Annotated in this window: 18 protein-coding genes; 11 read left to right on the plus strand and 7 right to left on the minus strand. The window is 63.8% G+C overall.

Going from position 1 to position 18417, the window contains the following annotated elements; all coding sequences use genetic code 11:
- Positions 1 to 23: 23 nt before the first annotated feature.
- The 3 genes from AC0L3N_RS17415 to AC0L3N_RS17425 all read left to right on the plus strand — a co-directional run bounded on the left by AC0L3N_RS17415 (position 24) and on the right by AC0L3N_RS17425 (position 2414).
- Complete coding sequence (locus AC0L3N_RS17415) at positions 24 to 374, plus strand: cupin domain-containing protein (protein WP_473548767.1); 351 nt, start codon at positions 24 to 26, stop codon at positions 372 to 374.
- Positions 375 to 398: 24 nt separating this feature from the next.
- Complete coding sequence (locus tag AC0L3N_RS17420; RefSeq protein WP_473525820.1) at positions 399 to 743, plus strand: cupin domain-containing protein; 345 nt, start codon at positions 399 to 401, stop codon at positions 741 to 743.
- A 162-nt stretch (positions 744 to 905) separates the two neighbouring features.
- Positions 906 to 2414 (plus strand): aldehyde dehydrogenase family protein, encoded by a 1509-nt coding sequence (locus tag AC0L3N_RS17425; protein ID WP_473548768.1) that lies wholly within the window; start codon positions 906 to 908, stop codon positions 2412 to 2414.
- A 150-nt stretch (positions 2415 to 2564) separates the two neighbouring features.
- Here the strand turns inward: AC0L3N_RS17425 and AC0L3N_RS17430 are convergent, their stop codons facing one another.
- From AC0L3N_RS17430 to AC0L3N_RS17445, 4 genes are read right to left on the minus strand one after another with little or no spacing between them, the layout of a single operon-like run.
- Entirely contained in the window at positions 2565 to 3512 is a 948-nt protein-coding gene (locus AC0L3N_RS17430; protein ID WP_473548769.1) for an ABC transporter permease, read from the minus strand.
- A gap of 3 nt (positions 3513 to 3515) precedes the next feature.
- On the minus strand, positions 3516 to 4496 hold the full coding sequence (locus tag AC0L3N_RS17435) for an ABC transporter permease (protein WP_473548770.1): 981 nt from the start codon (positions 4494 to 4496) through the stop codon (positions 3516 to 3518).
- A 1-nt stretch (position 4497) separates the two neighbouring features.
- Positions 4498 to 6018, minus strand: a complete 1521-nt coding sequence (locus AC0L3N_RS17440) for an ATP-binding cassette domain-containing protein (protein WP_473548772.1) — start codon at positions 6016 to 6018, stop codon at positions 4498 to 4500.
- A 45-nt stretch (positions 6019 to 6063) separates the two neighbouring features.
- Positions 6064 to 7077, minus strand: coding sequence for a substrate-binding domain-containing protein (locus tag AC0L3N_RS17445; RefSeq protein ID WP_123148852.1), 1014 nt, complete (start codon positions 7075 to 7077; stop codon positions 6064 to 6066).
- 202 nt (positions 7078 to 7279) lie between these two features.
- Between AC0L3N_RS17445 and AC0L3N_RS17450 the strand changes: the two genes are divergently transcribed.
- From AC0L3N_RS17450 to AC0L3N_RS17475, 6 genes are all read left to right on the plus strand, one after another.
- Entirely contained in the window at positions 7280 to 9751 is a 2472-nt protein-coding gene (locus AC0L3N_RS17450) for a glucan 1,4-alpha-glucosidase (RefSeq protein WP_473548773.1), read from the plus strand.
- A gap of 42 nt (positions 9752 to 9793) precedes the next feature.
- Complete coding sequence (gene gnd, locus AC0L3N_RS17455; protein WP_123148850.1) at positions 9794 to 10810, plus strand: phosphogluconate dehydrogenase (NAD(+)-dependent, decarboxylating); 1017 nt, start codon at positions 9794 to 9796, stop codon at positions 10808 to 10810.
- 16 nt (positions 10811 to 10826) lie between these two features.
- The gene (zwf, locus tag AC0L3N_RS17460; protein WP_473548775.1) at positions 10827 to 12203 is read left to right on the plus strand and encodes a glucose-6-phosphate dehydrogenase; all 1377 of its coding nucleotides are present in this window, start codon (positions 10827 to 10829) and stop codon (positions 12201 to 12203) included.
- Positions 12204 to 12220: 17 nt separating this feature from the next.
- The gene (locus AC0L3N_RS17465; RefSeq protein ID WP_473548776.1) at positions 12221 to 12925 is read left to right on the plus strand and encodes an ROK family protein; all 705 of its coding nucleotides are present in this window, start codon (positions 12221 to 12223) and stop codon (positions 12923 to 12925) included.
- Between the two features lie 147 nt (positions 12926 to 13072).
- Positions 13073 to 13534: a Ros/MucR family transcriptional regulator gene (locus AC0L3N_RS17470; RefSeq protein ID WP_123148847.1), complete on the plus strand. Its 462-nt coding sequence runs from the start codon at positions 13073 to 13075 to the stop codon at positions 13532 to 13534.
- 274 nt (positions 13535 to 13808) lie between these two features.
- Complete coding sequence (locus AC0L3N_RS17475; RefSeq protein ID WP_473548777.1) at positions 13809 to 15047, plus strand: MFS transporter; 1239 nt, start codon at positions 13809 to 13811, stop codon at positions 15045 to 15047.
- Positions 15048 to 15115: 68 nt separating this feature from the next.
- Here AC0L3N_RS17475 and AC0L3N_RS17480 read toward each other — a convergent pair whose 3' ends face one another.
- On the minus strand, positions 15116 to 15547 hold the full coding sequence (locus AC0L3N_RS17480; protein WP_473548886.1) for a winged helix-turn-helix transcriptional regulator: 432 nt from the start codon (positions 15545 to 15547) through the stop codon (positions 15116 to 15118).
- A 206-nt stretch (positions 15548 to 15753) separates the two neighbouring features.
- Here AC0L3N_RS17480 and AC0L3N_RS17485 point away from each other — a divergent pair, with 206 nt between their 5' ends.
- Entirely contained in the window at positions 15754 to 16110 is a 357-nt protein-coding gene (locus AC0L3N_RS17485; RefSeq protein WP_473548779.1) for a hypothetical protein, read from the plus strand.
- Between the two features lie 94 nt (positions 16111 to 16204).
- Positions 16205 to 17020: an oxidoreductase gene (locus AC0L3N_RS17490; RefSeq protein WP_473548781.1), complete on the plus strand. Its 816-nt coding sequence runs from the start codon at positions 16205 to 16207 to the stop codon at positions 17018 to 17020.
- Between the two features lie 174 nt (positions 17021 to 17194).
- Here the strand turns inward: AC0L3N_RS17490 and AC0L3N_RS17495 are convergent, their stop codons facing one another.
- Together AC0L3N_RS17495 and AC0L3N_RS17500 are read right to left on the minus strand one after the other, a co-directional pair.
- A complete protein-coding gene (locus tag AC0L3N_RS17495; RefSeq protein ID WP_123148844.1) occupies positions 17195 to 17911 on the minus strand; it encodes a glutamine amidotransferase in 717 nt (238 codons plus the stop codon).
- Positions 17912 to 17922: 11 nt separating this feature from the next.
- A complete protein-coding gene (locus tag AC0L3N_RS17500; RefSeq protein WP_123148843.1) occupies positions 17923 to 18402 on the minus strand; it encodes a tellurite resistance TerB family protein in 480 nt (159 codons plus the stop codon).
- Between the last annotated feature and the right edge of the window lie 15 nt (positions 18403 to 18417).

Below are 18417 nucleotides of genomic sequence, written 5' to 3' on the forward strand. Positions count from 1 at the left end.
CGTCGCGCTGGCGGAGCACCCGCATGACCTCCTCCGTGCCACATCTCCACCAAGCCTCGACCCGCACCGACCTCGTCGACTGGGGCGCACAGCCGGATGCGCTGGAAGGCGCTTCGCACTCCACCGGCAGGCTCGTCCACAAGGGGCCGAACAACCAGCCGGAATCCGGCATTTGGGTCTGCACGCACGGCCGCTGGCGGCTGGCGATCCCGCGCGACGAATTGTGCCATTTCGTTGCCGGCCGCGCGACCTACCGATCGGACGACGGCGAGGTGATAGACGTCTCCGCCGCCACGGTGGTCATGTTCCCGGCCGGCTGGGCGGGCGAATGCACCGTACACGAGACCATCCGCAACATTTACATGCTGGCCTGAAGCCAGCCACTGGAGCTTTACGACATGCCGACACCGATCATGAAATCGCCGCTCGCCCTCACCGACCTCGTCGACTGGGGCGTCATCCCTACCATGATCGAGGGAGAATCCCGCACCTCCGGCAAATTGCTGCACAAGGGACCTGAGGGCCGCTCCGAATGTGGGTTGTGGGTCTGCACGCCGGGCAAATGGCACTGCCACGTCACCCGCGACGAGTTCTGCCATTTCCTCGAGGGCCGCTGCACCTATGTCCACGAATCCGGCGAGGTGATCGACATCGAACCGGACACCGCAGCGTTCTTTCCGCAGGACTGGAAGGGCGTCTGCACCGTCCACGAGACCGTCAAGAAGGTCTACATGATCCGCTGAGCCTTCTCGATAATTCTACCTCTGCCGGACACCTGACGTGGTTTTCTCCGCTTCCGATGCTCACGGACTCCAACGTCCGCTCCGCTTCGGTTCTCGAAAACCACGTCATCTGTCTCGGCAGGGCGACTTCTCAAAAAGGCTCCGTGCACACGGGAGGACAGAATGGATTTTTCACCTGACCGGCCGACCTTCTTCGTCAATCCCGATTATCGGCCGATGACCGGCGCAGCAAAACCGGTGATCGATCCGGCGACGCTGGAAACCGTCGGTGCGATCACCGCAGCCAGCGATGGCGAGATCGATGCGGTGCTCACCGCGGCGACGAAGGCGCAGGCGGCGTGGAAAAAACTCGACGCCAAGAGCCGCGCCAGGCATCTGCATGCTGTCGCCAACGCCATCGAGGCGGCCGACTTCACGCGCTGCGCCGAGCTGATGGTGCGCGAGATGGGCAAGCCCTATCCGGAAGCAATCGGCGAGATCGCCAACTGTGCACCGATCTTCCGCTACTACGCCGAAATGGCGCGTGACGATGCCGGCAAGATTGCCGGCACGACGCAGACCGGATCGTTCCAATATGCGCGCTACGAGCCTTACGGCACGTCGGTGCACATCATGCCCTACAACTTTCCGATCCTGTTGATGTGCTGGACCGTCGCCGCCTCGCTCGCCGCCGGCAATGCCTGCGTCATCAAGCCGGCCGAGGCGACGACACTGTCGACGCTGGATTACATGACCGTGTTCCGCTCACTGCCGGAGGGCCTGGTTTCCTGCCTGCCGGGTGGTGCGGCTACCGCGCAGGCGCTGATCGCTTCGGACCGCACGCATGCGGTCGCCTTTACCGGCTCGGTCGCCGCCGGCAAGGCTGTAGCCGTCGCTTGCGCCGAACGCATGAAGCCTTGCGTTATCGAGGCCGGCGGCAGCGATCCGCTGATAATCAGCCAACACGCCCCGCTGGAGGTGGCGGCGGCCGGCAGCGTCACCGCCGCTTTCCATCTTACGGGCCAGGTCTGCACCTCGGCCGAACGGTTCTTTGTCGTCGATGCCGTTCACGACCGTTTTGTCGAGCTGTTTGCCGAGAAGACACGTGCGCTGCGCATCGGCAACGGGCTGGACAAGACCGAGATCGGACCGCTGGTCAGCGAGGCGGCGCGGGCGAAAGTCATGCGGCTGGTCGATGATGCGATCCGCAGCGGCGCCAAGGCGATCACCGGCGGGCGCATTCCACCGGCGCATAATGTCGGCTGGTTCTACGAGCCGACAATCCTGGCCGGCGTCACGCCTGATATGGCGATCGTGCGCGAAGAGTGTTTCGGGCCGGTCGCCGCGATCTGCCGGGTCAAGGATTTCGATGAGGCGATAGCGCTTGCCAATGATAGCCCGTTCGGGCTCGGCGCCTCGGTCTTCACCACCGATCTCGCCGAAGCGCATGAGGCTGCGGAGCGGCTCGAGGCCGGCATGGTCTGGATCAACAATCCGCTGATCGACAATGACGCGCTGCCGTTCGGTGGCTGGAAGGCGTCGGGCCTCGGCCGCGAGCTTGGGCGCCAAGGGCTGGATGCCTTCCGCCGCTCGAAGATGGTGATCATCGACCACAAGCCAGCGATCCAGGGCTGGTGGTATCCTTATCCCGACCGCTGGTTCCGTGAGGCCGGCGGCCGCAAGCACGTGTGAGGTGACACGGAAGGAGCGTGGTCAGCGCCGCCCTTCATTGATCGTCGGATAGAGCGTGATCTGATCTCGTGGTCGCCGATCGCGCGGCGCGATGCCCTTCTCTGCGGCCTTGTCAAGGATCAGCGCTCCGACATCGGGGGTGACGCCACTTCAGCGCAACGCCTTCTGGCCGCCCGCGGCGGTGATGACGCCGACGATGATCAGTCCGGTCAGCAGCAGCCGGACGCCGGCGCTGACGCCGAACGTGTTGAGCATGGTCAAGAGCAGCACCAGGAACAGCGCCGCGCCCCAGACGCCCGGCACATTGGCCTTGCCGCCGGCCACCGACGTGCCGCCGATGACGACCACGGCGATAGAGGCCAGTAGGTACTCATTGCCGATATCGACATTGGCGCCGCGGAAATAGCCGGCGAGCAGCGCCCCGTCAAGGCCGCCGAGCGCGCCCGACAGCGTGTAGGTGAGGAAGCGGATGCGGCTGACATTGATGCCGGCAAGCCACGCGGCGCGAATGTTCTGGCCGATCGCCAGCACCGAACGGCCATAGATCATGCGCTGCAGCGCGATTGCAGCGCCGATAGTGAACAGCACGGTGAGGATCGCCAGCACCGGAACGCCAAGAATCTGCCGGTTGGTGAAATCGGCGAAGCCTGGCGGCGGCTTGATCTGCAAGCCGCGTCCGTAGCTGATGTCGATCGACTGGATGATGAAGCTGGCCGACAGAGTGGCGATGATCGGCGGAATGCGCAGCGCCCAGATCAAGAGATAATTGGCGGCGCCGATCGCCATGCCGCAGGCCAGCGCCGCCAGCAGCCCGACGGCGATCATCGAATCGTTGCCGTCCATCACCTTCATGGCGACGGCGCTGGCGAGGCCGATATTGGCCGGCAGCGACAGGTCGACATTGCCCGGCCCGAGCGTGATCACGAACATCTGGCCGACACCGACGATGACGGTGAAGACGGCGAGCGAAAGTGCCGCCGTGATCATGCCGCCGCCGCCATAGCCGCCCGTGAAGGCGACCGTCGCCAGCCACACCAGCAGCGCGCCGATGAAGGACCAGATCCAGGGTTTGGCGAGCAGCAACCGCAACGAGGCCATCGCTCACCTCTCCCTGCGGCTGATCAGCACCCGGGCCGCCAGCACGATGATCAGGATGGCGCCATTGGCGGCCACCTGCCAGTCGGGCGGAATGTGCATGAAGGTCAGCAGCGGCGACGCCGCCAGCGCCAACGTCAGCGCGCCGATCACCGCGCCGATCGGCGACACCCGGCCGCCGACGAATTCGCCGCCGCCGAGGATGACGCCGGCGATCGAAAGCAGCGTATAGCCATTGCCGATATTGGCATCGCCCGAGGTGGTGATGCCGATCAGGGCCATGCCGGACAAAACGCCGAACAGGCCGGTCAATGCGAACAGCACGACCTTGGTCTTGAGCAGCGACCAGCCGGCACGGCTGAGGGCCGCGGCATTGCCGCCCGATCCGCGCAGGATCACGCCATAGGAGGTTCGCATCAGCCCGAAATGAACGACCGCCGCGATCAGCAGCGCCGCAATGATCGGAAAGGGAACAAAAGGCGGCTTGAAGGCCATCAGCGATAGCAGCCAGTCCGGCGCCTTGCCGCCGGGCTTCGGCAGGATGAGGATGGCGAGGCCCTGCCAGACAAAACTCATGCCGAGCGTCACCACGATCGAAGGCAGATTGCGCAAGTGGATCAGCGCGCCGAGCAGCGCATAGACGCCGATCGATCCGAGCAGGATCGCGACGCCGACCAGCGGCGCCTCCTTCAGCCACGTCGCCGTGACGCAGCCGACGAAGCCAACGAAGGTGCCGATCGACAGGTCCAGCTCGTTGCCGGCGATGACGAACATCTGCGCGATCGTCGCCAACGCGATCGGGATCGCCAGGTTGAGCATCAGGCTGAAGCCGAAATAGCTGATGGCGCGCGGGTTGAGCCAGGCGATCGCCAGCAGCACCAGCACCAGCGACAATGCCGGCAGCAGCCCGCGCAGCAGGCGCGCCCGCGCCAGCGCGCTGCGCTCGGAAGAACTCTTGGGGCCGGTCTCGACGGGTGCTGCCGTCATCTCAGGCCGCATCGCCGAACGAGGACTGGATGATCTTTTCCTCCGTCAGCTCGTCGCGACCAAGGTTGGCGACGATCCGGCCGTTCTTGAAGACATAGATTTGGTGGCAATTGTCGAGCTCTTCGGTTTCCGTGGTGTACCAGAGGAAGGTACGGCCGCGGCCAGCCTCTTCGCGCACAAGGTCGTAGACCTCGAGCTTGGTGCCGATATCGACGCCGCGCATCGGGTCGTCCATCAGCACGATCTTCGCGTCGGAACCGAGCGCCCGGGCAAACAGGGCCTTCTGCTGGTTGCCGCCGGACAGCGAATAGATGTTGTTGTTCATGTCGGGCGTGCGGATGCCGATCTTTTTTTGCCAAAAAGTTGCGAGCTCGGCTTCGCGCTGCGGCGAGATCAGCAGGCCGTTGCGCAATCGCGCCAGCGAACGGATGCCGATGTTTTGCGCAATCGACCATTGCGGAAAGATCCCGTCAGACTGGCGGTCGCCGGCCACCAGCGCCACCGGCGCGGTGACCTCGATGCCGGTTTTAGCGCGCGCCGCGGCGGCGAAGATCGCGAGCAGCAGGTCCGTCTGTCCATGGCCGGCAAGCCCGGCAAGGCCGATGATCTCGCCCGCATGCGCCACAAGTTCGTTGCCGTCCTCTTGCCGCGCCGGGCGGGCCCGGACCCGCAACGGGCCGGTCTCCGGCTTCTGGGTCGCGATTTTGGCTGCGATCTTCTCACGCGCTTCCGCTCCACCCATGGTCGTCACCAGCCTGTCGCGATCGAAAGCGTTCGCCGCATCTGACGCAACGACCTTGCCGTCGCGCATCACCACGATGCGGTCGGCATTCCCGAGCACCTCGCCCAGAACATGCGAGATCAGGATGCAGCTCCGGCCAGCGGCGACAAAGCGCCGGACGAAGGCCAGCAACTGGCCGGCCGTGTGCGCGTCGAGCGAGGACGTCGGCTCGTCGAGGATGACCAATTCGAGCGGATCCTGAGTCACCGTGAAGGCGCGCGCCACCTCGACCATCTGCCGTCTGCCGATGGACAGGTCGCTGGCGATATCGGAGGCGGAGATGCTGTGGCCCGGGAATATCTCGTCGAGCTTGGCAGCGATGAGATCGGCCGCCTTGCGCCGCCAGCCGAGGCCGCGCAGCGCCGGGTGGTTGATGCGCGTGTTCTCGGCTACGCTGAGGTTAGGGCACAGCGACAGCTCCTGAAACACGCAACGAATGCCGAGCTGTTGCGCGCGAGGCACCGAATAGTGGTCCTCGATGGCGCCACGCACCGCGATCCGACCGCTGTCGGGCAGGAGCGTGCCCGCCACCATATGCATGAGCGTCGACTTGCCCGCGCCATTGTGGCCGACGAGGCCGACGCATTCGCCGGCACCAACGTGGAAGTCGACGCCGGCGAGCGCCCTGACGGCGCCGAAACGTTTTTCGGTGCCGTCCAGTCTGATGATGTCGATATTGGCGGCGCCGAAATGTTTCTCGGCGCCGTCCAGCCTGACGATGTCGGCGTTACCCCTAGGCATCCCTAGCGATATCCAGTTGGCGATGCAGCTGGCAACGTGCCACGCTCACTTGATGTTGGCTTTGATCGCCGCGATGGCGTCTTCCTGCGTGTATTCGTGGCTGGCGACACCACCCTTGGGGATTTTCGGCAGCGCAGCCTCGAAATCATCCTGGGTGAAGGCGAGGTAGGGCACCAAGAGATCATGCGGGACGTCAGTGCGGCCGTCGAGCACCTGCTGCGCCACCCAGAAGGCCAGCGACGATACGCCCGGCGCGATGGACGCCGACCAGGTCTGGTAGCCGTCCTTGTCCTTCTGTTCCTTCCACCATTGCAGCTCGTCCTGACGGTTGCCCATGATGATGGTCGGACGCGGTTTGCCGGCTGCGGCGAAGGCTTGCGCCGCGCCATAGCCGTCGCCGCCCTGATCGACGACGCCGACGATTTCCGGCAGCGATGGCAGGATCGTCGCGACCGCCTTCTGTGCTGTGGTCTGATCCCAGTCGCCGGTTACCGAACCGACGATCTTGAACTCGGGATGAGCGGCGACGCCCTCCAGAATTCCGGCATGGATGGCGTCATCGATCGAGGTGCCGGCAAGGCCGCGGATTTCCAGCAGATTGCCGCCCTTAGGCTGGAATTTGGCCATCTGCTCGACTTCCTGCCTGCCCATGTCCTTGAAGTCGACGACCACGCGGTAGGCGCAGGGCTCGGTGACGATGCCGTCGAAGGAGACGACGACGATGCCGGCGTCGCAGGCCTGCTTGATGGCGCCGTTGAGTGCGTCCGGCGAGGCGGCGTTGATGACGATCGCATCATAGCCTTGCAGGATCAGGTTCTGGACCTGGGCTGCCTGGGTCGGCACTTCCTTGTCGGCCGTCGTGAAAATGTCCGCGGCTGCGACCACCCCGTCGGCGACCGCCTTCTTGGTGACGATGCCATAGCTGTCGAGCATCGCCTGTCGCCACGAATTGCCGGCATAATTGTTGGAAAAGGCGATCTTCTTGTCGCTGGTGTCGGCAAACGCGGTGCCTGACGCGAGCATCGCCGCAAGGGCACTCAAGACGAGTATCTTCTTCATATGTTATCCTCCCATGGATTGCTGGTCGTTGTTGGCTGCTGGTGGCTGTTATGACGACCCTCGTTTCAATATTGTCAGACAAATTTAGAAGGGCGCACTTGTCAACAGCGATCGGTGACGGTTTGACGATCAACTTGCGGTGCAATGATTGAAAAGGCTTCGGCTCCTGGTCTAGGGGTGGGGGCAGGAGACCGAAATCGAGATGGCAGCGACGCCGACTGATGCGCTGGGCGCACCCGGAATTCCGGCGCGCTGGACGTCAAGCGCCAAGAGCGGGGTCGGAACCGCGCTGTCTCCGGCCTGCCCTATCTGGTTCACGATCAGCCACGGCATTCTCAACGAGGTCTATTACCCCGGCCTCGACAGCGCCTGCACCCGAGACATGGGGCTGGTCGTCACCGGCCCCGGCGGCTATTTCTCGGAAGAAAAGCGCGATGCCGTGCACAGCGTCGAGCCGTTCGAGGATGGGGTGCCCGCCTACAGGCTGGTCAACACCGCCGCCGATGACACCTACCGGATCGAAAAGCGTATCGTTACGGACCCGGAACGTCCCGCTTTGCTGCAGGAAATCAGCTTCACGCTGCTGACAGGCGCGGTTGCCGACCACCGCGTCTACGCATTGCTGGCGCCGCATCTGGTCAACGCCGGCATGGCCAACACCGCCTGGGTCGCCGACTACGAGGGAAAGCCTGTCCTGTTTGCATCGGGACGTGGCGTCTGCCTGGCACTCGCCTCGTCGCTGCCCTGGGGAGCATGCTCCGCCGGCTATGTCGGTGTCTCCGACGGCTGGCAGCAGCTCCGTCGCGGCGGCCGGCTCGACCCGGCCTGCCGTAGGGCCGACGACGGCAATGTCGCGCTGACCGGCGAGATCGGCTTTTCGGCTGCGAACCCGAAGGCGTTGCTGGCGCTGGGTTTCGGAACGACGCCGCAAGAGGCGGCGGAAAATGCCTCGGCCAGCCTGAAGTGGGGTTTTGAGCCCGCGGCCAAATCGTATGTCGAGAAATGGCGGGATTGGCAGGCTAGCTTGCTGCCGTTGGACCGGCATATAGCAGGGATAAACACCTATCGCGTCAGCACGGCGGTTCTGGCGACACACCGCTCATCCACCGGAGCGGCCGTCGCCAGCCTGTCGATTCCCTGGGGCTTCAGCATGGGCGACGACGATCTCGGCGGCTATCATCTGGTCTGGCCGCGCGATCTGGTCGAGACCGCGGGCGGCTTCCTGGCCGCCGGCGATCCGGCGCAAGCGCTTGAGATCCTCGCTTATCTCCGCTCCATCCAGCAGCCTGACGGCCATTGGCCGCAGAATGCTTGGCTCGACGGGTCTGCCTATTGGCGCGGCATCCAGATGGACGAATGCGCCTTCCCACTGCTGCTCGCAGACGCGCTGCGCCGGGCTGGGCACCTGCCGCGCGCCAGGTTGCTCGCCTTCATGCCGATGGTCGAACGCGCCGCTTCCTATGTCGTACGCAACGGTCCGGTCACCGGCGAAGACCGCTGGGAAGAGGATGCCGGCTACAGCCCGTTCACGCTCGCCGTCGAGATCGCCGCACTGCTTGCCGCGGCGGACATGTTCGAAATTTGTGACAAAGGAGAGCCGGCAAACTATCTGCGTGAAACCGCCGATGTCTGGAACGACCAGATCGAGCGCTGGACCTATGTCGCCGGCACTTCCCTCTGCGAAGAGGTCGGCATCGAAGGCTATTACGTCCGCATCGCGCCGCCCGACACCGCCGGTGCGGCCTCGCCGAAGGACGGCTATGTGCCGATCAAGAACCGGCCGCCCGGCGACGCGGACCGGCCGGCCGAGGCGATCGTCAGCCCGGATGCGCTGGCGCTCGCCCGCTTCGGCCTCAGGGCCGCCGACGATCCGCGCATCGTCGACACAGTCAAGGTCATCGACGCGCGGCTGCGCCGCGACCTGCCGCAGGGCCCCGTCTGGTATCGCTATACCGGCGACGGCTATGGCGAACATGCCGACGGCGCGCCCTTCGACGGGACCGGCCAGGGCCGGCCCTGGCCGCTGTTGGTCGGCGAGCGCGCCCATTACGAACTGGCGGCGGGGCGCAAGGACAAAGCAGCGAGCCTGCTCAAGACGTTCGAAGGCTCGGCCGGGCCTGGCGGCCTGATGCCCGAGCAGGTCTGGGATGGTCTCGACATGCCGGAACGCGAACTGCGGCACGGTGGACCGTCGGGCAGCGCCATGCCGCTGGTCTGGGCACATTCGGAGCACATCAAGCTGCTGCGTTCGCTCAGTGAAGGCGCCGTCTTCGACATGCCGCCGCAAGGCGTGAAGCGCTACATCGAGGACAGGACCGTGGCGCCGCGCCGGACATGGCGCTTCAACCACAAGGTCCGCACCATGCCCGCCGGCAAGATGCTGCGCGTCGAACTGCTGGCCCGGGCGGTGGTCCATTGGAGCAGCGACGGGTGGGCGACCATCCATGACGCCGCGACGACTGAGAATGCCTTCGGCCTTCATCTTACGGACCTGCCCGTTGCCGATGTTCCGCCGGGCAGTACGATCGTCTTTACTTTTTTCTGGCCCGATGCCGGCCGTTGGGAGAATGTCGACTTTTCCGTCGGTGTCGACAAAAGCATGATCCCGAACCGAAGGTCCGCGTTAGCGAAAAGTGGCAACCGGTTTTCGGAAAAGGTCATGCTCCAAAGATAGAGCAAGTAAATCTTCTATCCCTCAAGAACCAGGACGAGAAACATGCAGATCGGAATGATGGGACTGGGCAGGATGGGCGCCAACATGGTGCGGCGCCTGCTGCGCGATGGCCACGAATGCGTGGTCTACGACATCAACCCGGCCAGCGTTGCAGCCCTTGTGACAGCTGGCGCGATCGGAGCGGCTTCGATGGAGGAGTTCGTCGGCAAGCTGACCAAGCCGCGCAGCGCGTGGCTGATGCTGCCGGCGGCAATCACCAGCCGGATCGTCGATCAGGTGGCCGACCTGATGGAGCCGGGCGACATCATCATCGACGGCGGCAATTCCTATTATCACGAGGCTGTCGACCACGCAGCGCGCCTGGCATTGAAGGGCCTGAGCTATGTCGATGTCGGCACCAGCGGCGGCGTCTGGGGCCTCGAGCGGGGCTACTGCCTGATGATCGGCGGCCCCGACAGCGCGGTCCAGCATCTCGACCCTGTCTTCGCCACCTTGGCGCCGGGCGCCGATGCCGGGGTGCCCGCCCCCGGCAAGGCCGCAGGAACCGCCCCCTTCGGCTATCTCCATTGCGGACCGAGCGGCGCCGGCCATTTCGTCAAGATGGTCCACAACGGCATCGAGTACGGCGTCATGGCCGCCTATGCCGAAGGCATGAACATCCTGAAGTCGGCGAATGCGGGCAAGAGGCAGCGGACGGCCGACGCCGAAACCAGCCCGCTGGAAAACCCTCAATATTACCAGTTCGACATCGACATCGCCGAGGTGGCCGAGGTCTGGCGGCATGGCAGCGTCATCGGCTCCTGGCTGCTCGACCTGACGGCAGGCGCGTTGAAGGCCGACTCGGCCCTGACGCAGTTTGGCGGACGGGTCTCGGACTCCGGCGAAGGCCGCTGGACGCTGAAGGCGGCGATCGACACCGGCGTGCCGGCGCCGGTTCTGTCCTCGGCCCTGTTTGACCGGTTCTCCTCGCAAGGCGAATCCGAATTCGCAGACAAGCTCCTGTCCGCCATGCGCTACGCTTTCGGCGGCCATGTGGAAAAGCCGAAGACCGGCTCGTGACGGGGAAGACACGCTCATGAACCAGGAACGATCCGACACGCTGGTGCTTTTCGGGGCGACCGGCGACCTCGCCCACAAGAAGATCTTCCCCGCACTTTACGCCATGGTCGCCAAGGGAACGCTGACCGAGCCGGTGATCGGCGTCGCTTTCGACGCCTGGGACCTGAAGCAGTTGGAGGCGCGCGCCCGCGACGGCATCGTCAAGGCCATCGGCAAGATCGACGAAAAAATCTTCGCGAAACTCGCCTCGCTGCTTCGCTATGTCAGCGGCGACTACCGCAGCGCCGCGACATTCGAGAAGCTGAAAAACGCGCTCGGAACCGCGCAGCACCCGCTGCACTATCTGGCGGTGCCGCCGACCATGTTCGAGACGGTCATCCAGGGGCTGGAGCAGTCGCGCGCAGCCCAGGACGCGCGCCTGATGGTGGAAAAGCCTTTCGGTCACGATCTGCAATCGGCGCGCTGGCTGAACCGGGTCCTGCACCTGGTATTCGACGAGCAGTCGATCTTTCGCATCGACCACTATCTCGGCAAGGAGGCGATCCAGAACCTGCTCTATTTCCGCTTCGCCAATTCCTTCCTCGAGCCGATCTGGAACCGCAATTTCGTCGAGAGCGTGCAGATCACCATGGCCGAGGATTTCGGCGTCGAGGGCCGCGGCCGCTTCTACGACGAGGTCGGCTGCATCCGCGACGTCATCGAGAATCATCTGCTCAACATCCTGCTGCTGCTTGCCATGGAGCCGCCCGTTGGTCGCTCGGCCGACGATCTGATCGACGAGAAGGTACAGGTGCTGCGGGCGATCCGGACGCTGACCAAAGACGATGTCGTGCGCGGCCAATTCAAAGGCTATCTCAGCGAGCCGGGCGTCGCGCCAAACTCGCCGGTCGAGACCTTCGCGGCGGTGCGGTTTTTCGTCGACACCTGGCGCTGGCAGGACGTCCCCTTCTTCATCCGCGCCGGCAAATCAATGCCGGTGCACGCCACCGAGGTCATTGTCCGGCTGAAGCGGCCGCCGCTCGACGTCTTCGACCCGATCAAACCGGGCGACGCCAACTACGTGCGCTTCCGCATCGACCCGCAGGTGGCGATCTCGATCGGCGCCCAGCGCAAGGCCGCCGGTGACGACATGATCGGCGAGCAGGTCGAACTGACCGCGCTCGACGACAGCAAGGGCGACATGCCGCCCTATGAGCGGCTGATCGGTGACGCCATGAACGGCAACGGCCAGTTGTTCACCCGCCAGGATGCCAGCGAGCTTGCCTGGCGGATCGTTGGCCCGGTGCTTGGCGACACCACGCCGCCTCAGCTTTATGAGCCGGGGACATGGGGCCCTGCCGATGCGATGGCCGGGTTCGGACCGCCGAACGGCTGGATCAATCCGGCAAAATGAACTCGAGAGGCGACGCAATGGCTAAAGCGGCGAAAAAGCCGGCACAGGACAGCGAAAAGATCGTGCTTGCGATCGATATTGGCGGCTCCCATGTCAAGATCCTCACCAGTGCCGGCGGCGAGGAGCGCAGAACCGATTCCGGACCCGGCCTGACGCCGCAGCAGATGATCGCGACCGTGCAGACGCTCGCCGATGGCTTGCCCTATGACGTCATCTCGATGGGTTATCCCGGCCCGGTGCACCACAACAGGCCGCTGACCGACCCCGCCAATCTCGGCAAGGGCTGGGTCGGATGCGACTTTGCAACGCAGTTCGGTAAACCGGTGAAAATCGTCAATGACGCGCTGATGCAGGCAGTCGGCAGCTATGAAGGCGGGCGCATGCTGTTCCTGGGTCTGGGAACAGGCTTGGGTGCGGCGATGATCGTTGACAACGTCGCCCAGCCGATGGAACTCGCGCATCTTCCCTACAAGAAGGGCGGCAGCTTCGAGGACTATGTCGGCGAATGCGGTCTTGAAAAGCGCGGCAAGAAGAAGTGGCGCAAACACGTCTTCGACGTCGTCGAGCGGCTGCGCGCCGCCATGCAGCCTGACTATGTGGTCATCGGCGGCGGCAATGTCGACGAGTTGGACGAATTGCCTGCCGGTTGCAGGCGCGGCGACAACACACGCGCCTTCGAAGGAGGATTTCGACTGTGGCGCGACAAATCCCTGATTATCTGATATTATAATGGTTTGGGATCAGACCTGTTGATCTGGCCCGGGCGTTAGTATTGTTATTCAAAATAATGTGTGGCGTGGTGCGGCGTCATTGCGTTACGCAGATTTGCCGACTAGGAATTCTGCGACCCCACTAACGGAGAAAATAGATTGACCGACGACAGCAACAAGGCCCGCAAGGACATCGACCTTCTCGAGCTGACCGCTCACATCGTGTCCGCTTACGTCGAGAAGAACCGCTTGCCCGCTTCCGGCCTCGGCGATCTCATCGCCAGCGTCAGCGCGTCGATAAGTGGACTCGGACAACCCGCCGCTCCGGTGGCAGCGCCGCTGATCCCCGCCGTCAATCCTAAGAAATCGGTGACGCCGGACTACATCATCTGCCTCGAAGACGGCAAGAAGTTCAAATCCCTGAAGCGCCATATCGGCGTTCATTTCGGGCTGACGCCGGATGCCTACCGCGCCAAATGGGGCTTGCCTGCCGACTATCCGATGGTTGCCCCCAATTATGCGGCCTCGCGCTCGCAACTGGCGAAGGCGATCGGCCTTGGCCGCAAGGCCGCCCCGCCGGCGCCGGTCAAGAAGGCCAGGAAGCCCAAAGCCACGGTCTGACACGTCGTTCGAAGCCCGGCAAACGCAAGCTTCAAAGATTGGCGAGTCAGAGAGGGCGCGAAGGAACTCGACCTGCGCGCCCAATAGCCTCTCCACCTCCGCCGAGCGCGTTTGCCCCCATGCAATTAGCATGGTAGCCCGGAAATCCTCGATCCAGAGCCGATTTTTGCGCGCGCCCCGCACCGAACTGCGCTAAAAGCGCTGTGGTTGGACCAGCGCCCTTCGTGGAAGAGCCCCGCCGGCCGATACACAATCTCGTCGGGGCCATTCACAAATGACAGCCGAACAGACATCGCCCGACCGGCGCTATGCCGCCTTCCGCCACAAACCCTTCCTGAGTTATTGGGCGGCACGCTTCCTCTCCACATTCGCCACCCAGATCGTATCCGTCGCCGTCGGCTGGCAGGTGTACGACCTGACCCGCGATCCATTCGATCTCGGCCTTGTCGGCATTGTCCAGTTCTTGCCTTCGCTGCTGCTGGTGTTGGTCACCGGGGTGGTCGCCGACCGTTTCGGCCGCCGCCTGATCATGGCGCTGACCGCACTGCTGGAGGCGATCTGCGCGTTGGTGTTGCTGCTGCTGACGCTGCGCGGCCTTAGCGGGCCGGGGTTGATCTTCGGCGTGCTCGCCATGTTCGGCATCGCGCGCGCCTTCTTCGGACCGGCGGCAGCGTCGCTGTTCGCCAACCTCGTGCCACCTGAGGATTTCGGCAACGCGATCGCCTGGAATTCGTCAGCCTGGCAGACGGCGACCGTCGTCGGACCGGTCGCCGGTGGCTTGCTCTACGGGCTTTCGGCGGAAGCGGCATACGGCACCGCAGCCGTTCTGATGTTTGTCGCCGCGGTGCTGGTCTTTACTATCCCGAAGCCTGCCCAGCGCAGCGAAACCGACAGGCCGACGATGCAGACCCTGTTTGCCGGCTTCGGCTATATCTGGAGCGAGAAGATCGTGCTCGGCGCCATTTCGCTCGATTTGTTCGCCGTGCTTTTGTCCGGCGCCACGGCACTGCTGCCGGTCTACGCGCGCGACATCCTCGAACTCGGCCCATGGGGCCTGGGACTGTTGCGCTCGGCACCGGGCATCGGCGCCATCTGCGTTGCCATCTGGCTGGCCGGACATCCGATCCGCAACCATGCCGGCGTGGTCATGCTCGGCTTCGTCGCGCTGTTCGGCGCCTCTACCGTGCTGTTCGGCCTCTCCACCATCACCTGGCTGTCGATCGCAGCACTCGCCTTGCTCGGCGCCACCGATATGTTCAGCGTCTACATCAGAGAGACGCTGATCCAGCTGTGGACGCCGGACCAGGTGCGCGGCCGCGTCAACGCCGTCAACCAGGTTTTCGTCGGCGCCTCTAACGAGCTCGGCGAATTCCGCGCCGGCACCATGGCGGCATTGATCGGCACCGTGCCTGCGGTGGTGATCGGCGGCGTCGGCGCAGTCGTTGTCGCCGGGCTGTGGGCGGTGCTGTTCCCGCAACTGCGCAAGGTGCGCCACCTCAACGGGCGAAACTGATCCAGGGCATACTGACCCAGACGCTGCCCCCCCCGCGACGTCTCAGCACTCATCGATCGGGAAGGATGCTATTCGGGTGTAGCAACGCGAATCGCGCGGGTGCCGATCTTTGCCCCTGTGACGGCATCCACGGCCACCGGCTCGATTTCTGCTCCTGTCTCAGCGTCGATGTATCGCGCCAACCTGCCTTCGCCACGGTACTCGCGTCCCCACGCACCCAGTAAGATCAGCACCGGCAAGAAATCGCGTCCGGCGGCGGTCAGCACGTACTCATCGCGCGGAGGCCGCTCCGAGTAGCGTCGCTTTTCCAGAAGTCCCTCCTCCGTCAGCGTCGCCAACCGCCGGGTCAGGATGGTTGGGGCGATGCCCAAACTTTTCCGGAATTCGTCGAAGCGGGTGAGGCCCAGGCTCGCGTCGCGAAGGATCAACATGCTCCACGCATCGCCGACGCAGGTCAGGCCGCGGGCGATCGGGCAAGAGGCATCGCAAAAATTTTTCATGTTCATATCATTTTGATAGTGACTTCATATCGAAATGATAGTAACATCCTTTTGAAATGCAATCCAGCACAAAGAAAGGAGTGACTTCCATGAACAGGACCAACCTTGGCGTCCCCCATCCGGAACGCAACCGTCAGCGCGTGCAATCGGCACATCATGTCGCCGCGGGCCAGCCGAGATCGGCATCATCCAAACGGAGCGTCGCAATGATCAACCTCATCGGTGGCGTGGCGGCATTCTTCCTGGCCGCGTCTCCGTTGCATGCCGGCGAGCTGTCGGTCATGGCCGGGGAGAGTATCGATCTCGGCGGTTTTCGCGGCGTGTTGCACTACACCGACGAAAATGACGGCTATCGGGTGATCGCAACGATAGCCGATGGTGAGGCCGGGCTCCCGGTGCGTTTCTCGGCCACGCTCGCCGAAGGGCAGTCGGCTAGGATATCCGTGCCGCGGAAATTGGGCGAACCTGAGCAAAGCCTCGAGATTTCGCGCTCCGGCGACAAGCTTACCGTCACCGAGCTGGGGTCGGTGTCCAACCAGCGAACTGGGGCCCTTGCCGACTAATGCCGCTCATCGGATCGCCGAGGCGTGCGCCACATCTCCATTTGGCGCGCATGCCTGCAGCCGCCAATCCAACACAAAGAAAGAAGTGACTTCCATGAACAAGACCAATCCTGGCGTCGCCCTGGTGACAGGGGCATCCACCGGCATCGGGCGCGCAACGGCCATTGCTTTGCAAACCGCCGGCTTTCGCGTGTTCGGCACCAGCCGTCGCGCGGTCGCCGATCGATCCGACGGCGTTACCATGCTGACCTGCGACGTCACCGATGACGCGTCGGTGGCGAAACTGGTCGATGACGTGTTGGCCGAGGCCGGGCGTATCGACCTGCTCGTCAACAATGCCGGCATCGGCCTGCTCGGCGGCGCCGAGGAGTCCTCGACCACTCAGGCTCGGGCACTGTTCGACGTGAACGTCTTCGGCGTACTCCGCGTGACCAACGCGGTCCTGCCGATAATGCGCCGTCAAGGAACGGGCAGGATCGTCAATTTGAGTTCGGTATTGGGGTTAATCCCAGCACCCTATTCCGCGCTCTATGCGTCGACCAAACATGCCATCGAAGGCTATTCCGAATCGCTCGACCACGAACTGCGCCCTTTCGGAATTCGCGTCGTGTTGGTCGAACCCGCCTATACCCGCACGTCCTTCGAAGATAATCTCGCCAAGCCGGACCAGTTGCTTGATATCTATGACGCTGCGCGCGCTGGCATGAACGCAGTCGTGCGGAAAGCAATGGAAAAAGGCGATGCTCCCGAAATCGTAGCCGAGACGGTCTTGAAGGCTGCGACCGATCGCGCTCCGAAGAGGCGCTATGCGGCGGGAAAAATGGCGCGCCAGGTCAGTTTCCTGCGCCGTTTCGTCCCGGCATCCGCATTCGACAAGAGCCTGCGAAAGCAGAACGGGCTGCCGGTCTGACGTCGGCAACGACGTCCTGCTTCGGTCGAACCGGCAGGCCACAGCAGACTGCTGTCGCTCGGTTCACCGCTCGGCAGGCAGGCCTTGCCGGTCCGGTGGCTTGACGCAACCCTTGGCTCATTGTCGGGCTCCAGCGGTGGCAGGACAGTTTGCGTTTTATAGGCGGAAACTAGATCAGGACCGCGCGAGCCTGCCGAAAATCGTCTGCAGGAATTCGCCGAGCCAGCGTTTGAGATGCATGTCCCAGATCAGCCGGCCGCCGAGATGGTCGCGGCCGGGCTGCGCGCCGGGCAACTCGAAGCGATGCGCGCCGCGAACGACCCAGCGCTGCATCATCGCCCTGGTCAGTTCGCCATGGAACTGGATGCCCCAGGCATTGTCGCCATAACGAAAGGCCTGGTTGGGATAGGTTTCGGCCGTCGCCAGCAGCGTCGCGTCCCGCGGCAGCGAAAAACCTTCGCGGTGAAACTGGTAAACCATGTCAGGCCAGTGCATCAGCTTCTTGCCATCCTCGGTCGCCTTCAGCGGATACCAGCCGATCTCAACCAGCCCCTCGCCATGACCCTCGACCTTGCCGCCAAGATGGTTGACCAGCATCTGCGCGCCGAGGCAGATGCCAAGCAATGGCCGGTTTTCCCTGAGTGGAACTTTCAGCCAGTCGGTCTCGCGGCGGACGAAATCGTCCTCGTCATTGGCGCTCATCGGTCCGCCGAACACCACGGTCCCGGCGTGACCGTCCAGTGTTTCCGGCAAGGTGTCGCCGAGCGGCGGGCAGCGGAGATCGAGGTCGAAGCCTTCTTCGATAAGCATGTGGCCAACGCGCCCGGGGCTCGAACTCTCCTGATGCAGCACGATCAGGATTTTTGGTCTCGGCCTCGGCATGGATGGCATCGGAATCCCGTCTATTCGTCGCTCGACGTTCCAGTGGCGCCCGGCGCTTCGGCGGCCGCCTTGCGGCGTGCCTCGACGCGGTCATGGCGTTCGACATCCATCAACTCGGCGACCCGCCAGACGATATTGTCCTCGAGTTCGTGCAATTCGCCATCGGCATAGACGATCTCCCACATCAGGCCGATGAAGGCTTTTCGCGCGTCTGGATCGAGCTGGCGCTTCAACACGCTGGTGAAGGCGTAGAGGTCGATCGCCTCATTGTCGGCCCGCTCGCCGGCAGCGGCAAGCGCGTCGAGCTCGTCGCCACTGATCGAATAGCTTTCCGCCAGAACTGCCTTGAACCGCTCCCATTCGGCATCCTGACGCACGCCGTCGGCACTCATCACATGATAGAGAAGGGCGGATGCGGCAACGCGCGGATCATCGGCGTCGTTGCGGGCGCTGCCAGCTGCCGGCAGGTCCTTCAGAAACGACAGAACGCGTTCGAACATGTGATTCCTACTTCC

The sequence above is a fragment of the Mesorhizobium sp. WSM4807 genome (assembly GCF_055811615.1).

Coding starts and splice junctions, on each gene's coding strand:
- AC0L3N_RS17415 (WP_473548767.1), top strand. CDS start 24: ATGACCTCCTCCGTGCCACATCTCCACCAAGCCTCGACCCGCACCGAC.
- AC0L3N_RS17420 (WP_473525820.1), top strand. CDS start 399: ATGCCGACACCGATCATGAAATCGCCGCTCGCCCTCACCGACCTCGTC.
- AC0L3N_RS17425 (WP_473548768.1), top strand. CDS start 906: ATGGATTTTTCACCTGACCGGCCGACCTTCTTCGTCAATCCCGATTAT.
- AC0L3N_RS17430 (WP_473548769.1), bottom strand. CDS start 3,512: ATGGCCTCGTTGCGGTTGCTGCTCGCCAAACCCTGGATCTGGTCCTTC.
- AC0L3N_RS17435 (WP_473548770.1), bottom strand. CDS start 4,496: ATGACGGCAGCACCCGTCGAGACCGGCCCCAAGAGTTCTTCCGAGCGC.
- AC0L3N_RS17440 (WP_473548772.1), bottom strand. CDS start 6,018: ATGCCTAGGGGTAACGCCGACATCGTCAGGCTGGACGGCGCCGAGAAA.
- AC0L3N_RS17445 (WP_123148852.1), bottom strand. CDS start 7,077: ATGAAGAAGATACTCGTCTTGAGTGCCCTTGCGGCGATGCTCGCGTCA.
- AC0L3N_RS17450 (WP_473548773.1), top strand. CDS start 7,280: ATGGCAGCGACGCCGACTGATGCGCTGGGCGCACCCGGAATTCCGGCG.
- gnd (WP_123148850.1), top strand. CDS start 9,794: ATGCAGATCGGAATGATGGGACTGGGCAGGATGGGCGCCAACATGGTG.
- zwf (WP_473548775.1), top strand. CDS start 10,827: ATGAACCAGGAACGATCCGACACGCTGGTGCTTTTCGGGGCGACCGGC.
- AC0L3N_RS17465 (WP_473548776.1), top strand. CDS start 12,221: ATGGCTAAAGCGGCGAAAAAGCCGGCACAGGACAGCGAAAAGATCGTG.
- AC0L3N_RS17475 (WP_473548777.1), top strand. CDS start 13,809: ATGACAGCCGAACAGACATCGCCCGACCGGCGCTATGCCGCCTTCCGC.
- AC0L3N_RS17480 (WP_473548886.1), bottom strand. CDS start 15,547: ATGAAAAATTTTTGCGATGCCTCTTGCCCGATCGCCCGCGGCCTGACC.
- AC0L3N_RS17485 (WP_473548779.1), top strand. CDS start 15,754: ATGATCAACCTCATCGGTGGCGTGGCGGCATTCTTCCTGGCCGCGTCT.
- AC0L3N_RS17490 (WP_473548781.1), top strand. CDS start 16,205: ATGAACAAGACCAATCCTGGCGTCGCCCTGGTGACAGGGGCATCCACC.
- AC0L3N_RS17495 (WP_123148844.1), bottom strand. CDS start 17,911: ATGCCATCCATGCCGAGGCCGAGACCAAAAATCCTGATCGTGCTGCAT.
- AC0L3N_RS17500 (WP_123148843.1), bottom strand. CDS start 18,402: ATGTTCGAACGCGTTCTGTCGTTTCTGAAGGACCTGCCGGCAGCTGGC.